Annotated in this window: 6 protein-coding genes; all 6 read left to right on the forward strand. The window is 39.4% G+C overall.

Going from position 1 to position 7,287, the window contains the following annotated elements:
• A partial coding sequence (locus QZ620_RS12705; protein WP_295182274.1) for an NADPH-dependent FMN reductase occupies window positions 1–413 on the forward strand: 413 nt, incomplete at its 5' end.
• Entirely contained in the window at window positions 414–1,706 is a 1,293-nt protein-coding gene (gene pabB / locus QZ620_RS12710; protein WP_295182276.1) for an aminodeoxychorismate synthase component I, read from the forward strand. It begins immediately after the preceding gene.
• Window positions 1,707–1,748: 42 nt separating this feature from the next.
• Complete coding sequence (gene tilS, locus QZ620_RS12715) at window positions 1,749–3,062, forward strand: tRNA lysidine(34) synthetase TilS (RefSeq protein WP_295182279.1); 1,314 nt, start codon at window positions 1,749–1,751, stop codon at window positions 3,060–3,062.
• Between the two features lie 102 nt (window positions 3,063–3,164).
• The gene (locus tag QZ620_RS12720; protein WP_295182281.1) at window positions 3,165–5,018 is read left to right on the forward strand and encodes a CocE/NonD family hydrolase; all 1,854 of its coding nucleotides are present in this window, start codon (window positions 3,165–3,167) and stop codon (window positions 5,016–5,018) included.
• Between the two features lie 7 nt (window positions 5,019–5,025).
• Window positions 5,026–6,840 carry a DUF885 family protein gene (locus tag QZ620_RS12725; protein WP_295182284.1) on the forward strand — a complete coding sequence of 605 codons (1,815 nt, stop codon included), beginning with the start codon at window positions 5,026–5,028 and terminating at the stop codon, window positions 6,838–6,840.
• Window positions 6,841–6,842: 2 nt separating this feature from the next.
• Complete coding sequence (locus tag QZ620_RS12730) at window positions 6,843–7,250, forward strand: hypothetical protein (RefSeq protein ID WP_295182287.1); 408 nt, start codon at window positions 6,843–6,845, stop codon at window positions 7,248–7,250.
• The last annotated feature ends 37 nt before the right edge of the window (window positions 7,251–7,287 follow it).

Raw genomic sequence — 7,287 nt, forward strand, 5'->3', positions numbered from 1 at the left:
CTTTGCCAGTTTATGATGAAGATATCGAAAAGGAATCGGGAATTCCAATGAACGCAAAGATCATTCACAATCATATTCGTGATCATGACGCCTTGATCATTGCGGTGAATGAGCACAATGGTACTGCTTCTGCATTTTTTAAGAATATTATCGACTGGCTATCCCGGACTCAAAAAAACTTTCTTGAAGGAAAAAAGATCCTTTTGGTAAGTACTTCTCCGGGTAAACGCGGAGCCAAAGGTTCTCTGGATTATTGCCGTGATATCTTCGGAAGATTTGGCGGTGATGTCATTGAAAGCTTTAGTTTTCCATCATTTCAGGATAATTTTGAAGATGCTAAGGTGACAAACGAAGTGCTGGATATGGGAATTGAAGATGTGCTTACTACCTTTGCGCATCAAATAGAAGCTTAATTGAGAACAAAAAGATCTTTTGCCGTACAGGATATGGCAGATTTCAAGAAGAAATTGCTCACCTGGGGAAACAGTTTTCCGGATATCGTGTGGCTGGATAGTAATCTGGATTCTTCGGAAAATACCGAATTTGAAGCAGTACTTGCTGTAGAAGCTTTTACAGCTATCAAAACCGATTATCAAGATGCCTTCGATAAACTGAAGGAATATCAGCAAACTACCAAAGACTGGATCTTTGGTTATTTAAGCTACGACCTAAAAAATGACGTTGAGCGACTAAAATCTTCTAATTACGACGGACTCCAATTTCCGGATCTTTACTTTTTTCAGCCTCAAAAACTGGTATTTTTAAAAGATAATATAGCCGATTTCGTTTACCTGAGAATGGTAGATGACGAAATTGAAACTGATTTTGAAGAGATTCAGAATTGTAAGTTCAAAACTGAAAAATCTGAAGGGAGAATAGAAATACAATCCAGAATTAGTAAGCAGGAGTACCTTGAAAAGGTTGGAGCAATGCTAGAGCATATTCATCGCGGAGATATTTATGAAGCGAATTTATGTCAGGAATTCTTCAGTAAAAATGTCGATCTGGATGCATTTTCTATTTACCAAAGTCTTAATGAGATCTCAAAACCTCCTTTTGCTGCATTCCTGAGACTCGAAAACATCAATCTGGTTTCGGCTTCCCCGGAGCGATATCTACGGAAAAAAGGTGATCAATTGCTTACTCAGCCAATTAAAGGTACAGCGAGAAGATCTGCTGATCCTGAAGAGGATAAGGAAATTGCCCTTAATCTGGCTCGGGATCCAAAGGAAATGTCAGAAAACGTTATGATCGTGGATCTTGTTAGGAACGATCTTTCCAGGATCGCCGAAAAAGGCTCAGTAAGAGTGGATGAACTTTGTAAAGTTTATTCCTTTAAACTGGTGCACCAGATGATTTCTTCAGTAACCGCCACGATCGCCAAAGGCATTGAACCGGTAGAGGCATTACGAACGAGTTTTCCCATGGGAAGCATGACCGGAGCGCCCAAAATTTCAGCAATGAAAATCATAGAGAAGCTGGAAAGTACCAAACGCGGACTCTATAGCGGCGCTGTGGGCTATTTCTCTCCAGAGGGTGATTTCGATTTCAACGTGGTGATTCGTAGTATTCTTTATAATTCCACGAATAAGTATTTGTCCTTTTCTGTAGGAGGAGCAATAACTGCCAAATCCAATCCTGAAAAGGAATATGAAGAATGTCTGTTGAAATCCAGGGCATTACGTGAAGTTCTGGAGAACCTTTAAGCACGATTTTATTAAATTCAGGCTTTGTATATTTGAGTAGATATGGAAAAAGCCTTCAAAAAGATCATCAAAGAAGAATACCCTTTTCTTTGCACTAATAAATTGTTGATCGCCGTAAGTGGTGGTGTGGATAGTATTGTTCTGGCGCATCTATGTAAGATGTCAAAAATGGATTTTTCCATCGCACATTGTAATTTTAATCTTCGAGGTGAAGAAAGTGATGCAGATGAAGCATTTGTAAAAGAACTTGCAGAAAAAATGGAAGTCCCATTTTTCACTCAAAGTTTTAATACGCTGAAGTTTGCTGAAAATGCTGGTATTTCCATTCAAATGGCTGCCCGGGAATTGCGTTACAACTGGTTTGAGGAACTTTCAAATTCCATGGAGTTTGATTTCACCTTGACTGCACATCATGCGAATGATAATCTTGAGACTTTTTTGATCAATCTTATTCGTGGTACCGGCCCGGAAGGTTTGCAGGGAATTAAAGATAAACATCATCAACTCATAAGACCACTAATCAATTTTTCCAGGTCTGCAATCGAAGAATATGCCAATAGTAAAAGTTTAAAATGGCGCGAAGATTCCAGTAATGCTTCAGATAAATATATGAGAAACCGTATAAGACATCATATGGTGCCACTTATGCAGGAGCTTAATCCACAATTACTTGAAACTTTTGCGAAAACTCAGCAACATTTGAACGAAAGCATGGAACTGGTAGAGGACTATATGAGTCTGCTTTACCCAAAGATCATCAGTCGGGACGTGTTTGGTTATGCCCTGGATATTGCTTTTTTAAAGAAAGTGCCGAATTCGAAGCAGGTACTTTACCAGTTGCTCAAATCATTTGGATTTACGGAGTGGAACGATGTTCATGACCTTATGGATGCGCAAACAGGTAAAATGGTACTTTCAGATACTCACAGGCTTATCAAGGATAGGAATAGATTATTGCTTACTGAGATTCAGGATGAGTCCATCAATAAAGAATATCAACTTGAAAAAGGGGAGGAGTTTGTCATGATCCCTGAATTTGGAACTCTGCATTTGACCGAAGTTGAAAAATTTGACAAGGCCGCAACCCACAGTATTTTTGTGCCCATTCGAAAACTTAAATTTCCTTTGCTGATCAGGAAATGGAAAGAGGGTGACTTTTTTGTTCCCTTCGGAATGAAAGGAAAAAAGAAGCTGAGTGATTATTTTAAGGATGAAAAATTCAGTTTACCTCAAAAAGAGCAAACCTGGCTACTGTTTTCCGGGGAAGATCTTGTCTGGATCATCAACCAACGAGCAGATAATCGCTTTTCCGTAGAAAAAGGAGATCGGGAAATCCTGAAAATAAGCTTCAGCTAAGAGAATTGACATATTTAATATGTGCAAACTCTTGTTTTTCCTGAATTCCTTCAGGAATACTTACCTAATTTCTATCTTTAGACGCTTTATAAAAATAATCGAATGAAAATATTCAATACTTCCCTGTTTTCAGTATTACTACTGTTTATACTGAATCCCTTAAATGCTCAAAATGAGACAGATTACGATGTCAAAGACCATTACGATAAAATGGAAGTAGACATTCCCATGCGAGACGGTGTAAAACTTCATACTACGATCTATACTCCAAAGGATACTTCATCTGAATATCCAATGTTGATGCAGCGAACTCCCTATAGTTCCCGACCTTATGGAGAAGATCAGTTCAGATCCAAGATTGGACCTAATGAAATCATGATGAAAGAGGGGAACATCATCGTTTATCAGGATGTACGTGGTAGATGGATGAGTGAAGGAAAGTATGATAATATGCGTGCCTTTATTCCGAATAAAAAAGGGAAAGAGGTAGATGAAGCCAGCGATACTTACGATACGATAGAATGGCTGATCAATAATGTGAAAAATAACAATGGAAAGGTTGGAACCTGGGGAATTTCCTATCCAGGATTTTACAGTACGTATTCACTTTTAAGTGGGCATCCAGCTCTTAAAGCAGCATCTCCTCAGGCAAGTATCGGTGATTTCTTCTTTGATGATTTTCACCATAACGGCGCTTATTTACTAAGCTACTGGAGAGCTACGGCGGTTTTTGGATATCAGAAAGATACTCCTGTAGATACCAGCTGGTACGAATTTCCAGATCTGAAAACTCAGGATCAATACCAGTTTTTTATGGATGCGGGTCCTTTGAGCAATCTTGATGAATATTATAAAGAGGATAACGAGTTCTGGCAACAGCTAAAAGAACATCCAAATTATGATGAGTTCTGGCAAAAACGAGGGATCGTACAGCATATGAAAGATATCAAGCCGGCGGTAATGATCGTAGGCGGACTATTTGATGCGGAAGATCTGTACGGACCGTTCAATATTTACAAAAGCATAGAAGAGAATAGTGACAATCACAATATGATCGTTTTTGGTCCCTGGAGTCATGGTGACTGGGCAAGGGAATCTGGAAGGCAATCTGTTGGGAACGTCTATTTTGGTGATAGTATTTCCACTCATTTTCAAAGAGATTATGAAACTGAATTTTTCAATCATTTTCTGAAGAAAAAAACTAAAGATGCTTTGCGATTACCTGAAGCACATATTTATGACACTGGAGCACGCCAATGGAACGATTATACGGAATGGCCACCGAAGAATACTAATGAGAAAACCTGGTATCTGGGAGCAAATGAGCAATTATCAGAAACAGCATCAGATCACGAAGAAACTTTCGTGAGTGACCCAGCGAAACCAGTTTCTTACAATAATGAGATCAAAATGGTCTTTACTCCAAGAGAATATATGTCTGGAGATCAGAGATTTGCAGCCAGAAGACCAGATGTTCTGGTGTTTGAAACGGAAGTTCTGGAAGAAGATATGAAAATAACCGGACCGATTGAAGCAATGTTGAAAGTTGCAACAACGGGAACTTCAGCAGACTGGGTTGTAAAACTCGTTGATGTTTATCCTGAAGATGCAGAGAACTACGAAGAAACCATGCCTCATCTTAAAATGAGCAATTATCATATGATGGTTCGTAGTGAGGTGATGCGCGGAAGATTCAGAAATAGCTTTGAAAAACCGGAAGCATTTGAACCTAATAAAAAAACCGATGTAAATCTTACGTTGCAGGGTGTGAATCATACTTTCAAAAAAGGTCATAAAGTGCAGATCCAGATTCAGAGTACATGGTTTCCACTAATCGATAGGAATCCACAGACTTATGTAGATAATATCTTTGAAGCTGAAGAGGAAGATTTTCAGAAGCAAACACATACGATCTATGGTGATTCAGCCATTAAATTTTCAGTTTTAGAAGAATAAGCTTAGAATGAAGAAATCAGTTTACCTATTGCTATTCGGAATTTTGCTAAGCTCATGCGGCAATGAGAAGCAAAATTCAGATTACTCTGAAGAGGAGCAGCAAAACGCTTCCGAAGAAATGAACGCTTACTTTGCGCGTGAGTTCGAAAAGGAAGTTCAGGAATCCCCAGAGACTCAGACCCGAAGAGGGTTGAAGACAAATTATGATCAATGGGATGATTATTCGAATCTCAAATATGCGAAAGATCTTGAGCAGGCACGGGAACGTATGGATTATCTCGATATGGTAGATGTAGCGGCTTTGGATGAAGATACCAGGTTGAGCTACGATCTGTATCGCAGGCAGGTTCAAAATGAGATTGATGATTATGATTTCAGGTTTTACAATTATCCAATTGAGCAAATGCACGGGCTACATGCAGAACTTCCTGCTTTTTTAATCAATATGCATCGCATAGATTCCATCGGTGATGCCAGGGCTTATATTGCCAGACTGGAGGGACTGGAGAAAGTAATGAAAGATGTGATCGAACAGTTACAGCTTAGAGAGCAGAACGGAATTATTCCGCCTAAATTCGTTTTCGACAGAACACTAGATGCTTCAAGGAATATTATCAAAGGAAAGCCATTTTCAAAGTCGGCTAACGCCAGTGCCTTAATGGAAGACTTTACCACGAAGATCGATCAATTAGATCTGGAAGATGCGGAACGAACAAAACTGGTCAATGCTGCGGAAGAGGCACTTGTAGATCATGTTCAGCCGGCTTACCAGAGTTTGATAGATCATTTGGAGAATCAGCAATTGCGGGCTACTGAAGAAGCCGGTGTATGGAAATTCCCGAAAGGGGAGGAGTTCTATGAACTTGCATTGAAAAGAGTAACTACCACAAACCTTTCCGCAGAAGAAATTCACCAGATAGGTCTGAATGAAGTAGCTCGAATTCATTCAGAAATGGAGAAGATCATGGAGCAAACAGGTTTTGAAGGTAGTCTTCAGGATTTCTTTGATTTCATGAAAAATGATGAGCAATTTTATTTTGCTGATACTGAAAAAGGTAGACAACAATATCTTTCCCAGGCTAAACAGGTCATAAACACCATGAAAACCAGGCTTCCAGAATTATTCAATACCATGCCTGAAGCAGATATTGTAGTAAAAGCGGTAGAACCTTTTAGAGAAAAAAGTGCTGGTAAAGCATTCTATCAGCAACCTGCTTTGGATGGTTCCCGCCCTGGAACTTACTATGCCAACCTTTATGATATGAAAGCAATGCCTAAATATGAAATGGAAGCACTGGCTTACCATGAAGGGATTCCTGGCCATCATATGCAGATCGCTATTGCGCAGGAACTGGATTCTATCCCGGAATTTAGAAAATTCAGCTTTTACACTGCTTACGTGGAAGGTTGGGGATTATACAGTGAATTTATTCCGAAGGAAATTGGATTTTATAAAGACCCGTATTCAGATTTCGGCCGGCTTGCAATGGAACTATGGAGATCCTGCAGACTAGTTGTAGATACCGGTATTCATGCCAAAAAATGGACCAGACAGGAAGGTATAGATTATTACCGTGAAAATACACCAGCTGCTGAAAGTGCCTGCGTTAAAATGGTAGAACGACATATCGTAATGCCAGGACAGGCGACTGCTTACAAGATAGGGATGAACAAGATCCTGGAACTAAGAGAAAAAGCGAAAACTGAACTGGGAGGAGAGTTTGATATCCGTGAATTTCACGATGTCGTATTAACAGAAGGTGCTTTACCGCTAACGATTCTGGAGACTAAAGTGAACAACTGGGTACAGAGCAAAAAATAACTATGTTGAAAACAGTACAGGAAGAAGATCTAAAGATCATCGAGCTAGAAAATGGGCAGCAGAGCAAGCTAAAGATTTTGAACCTTGGAGCGACATTGTTTAGCTTTAGTTTAAAAGATAAGAACGACAAGCCGGTAGAAGTTGTTGCAGGTCCTGCCCAGATCACCGATTATATTAGCGAAACTTACTGGGAGCATAATAAATGTTTTGGAGCCAGTATTGGTCGTTTTGCGGGAAGAATTGCTGAAGGGAAATTCAGCATTGGAGACGAAGATTTTAAGCTGAAGGAAAATTTGGAAAATGCGCATTTACATGGAGGAGCAAATGGTTTTCAAACGAAAATCTGGGAAATCAAAGATTTTTCGCGAAAACGGTCAACTTCCAGATGGTGCACCTTTCGCGAAACTTAATATTTTTCAATAATTTTTGGTTTTTTGAAAAGCTCTA

Source organism: uncultured Christiangramia sp., assembly GCF_913046405.1.
Classification (GTDB): Bacteria; Bacteroidota; Bacteroidia; order Flavobacteriales; family Flavobacteriaceae; genus Christiangramia; species Christiangramia marina.

Coding starts and splice junctions, on each gene's coding strand:
- QZ620_RS12720 (WP_295182281.1), top strand. CDS start 3,165: ATGAAAATATTCAATACTTCCCTGTTTTCAGTATTACTACTGTTTATA.
- QZ620_RS12730 (WP_295182287.1), top strand. CDS start 6,843: ATGTTGAAAACAGTACAGGAAGAAGATCTAAAGATCATCGAGCTAGAA.
- QZ620_RS12725 (WP_295182284.1), top strand. CDS start 5,026: ATGAAGAAATCAGTTTACCTATTGCTATTCGGAATTTTGCTAAGCTCA.
- tilS (WP_295182279.1), top strand. CDS start 1,749: ATGGAAAAAGCCTTCAAAAAGATCATCAAAGAAGAATACCCTTTTCTT.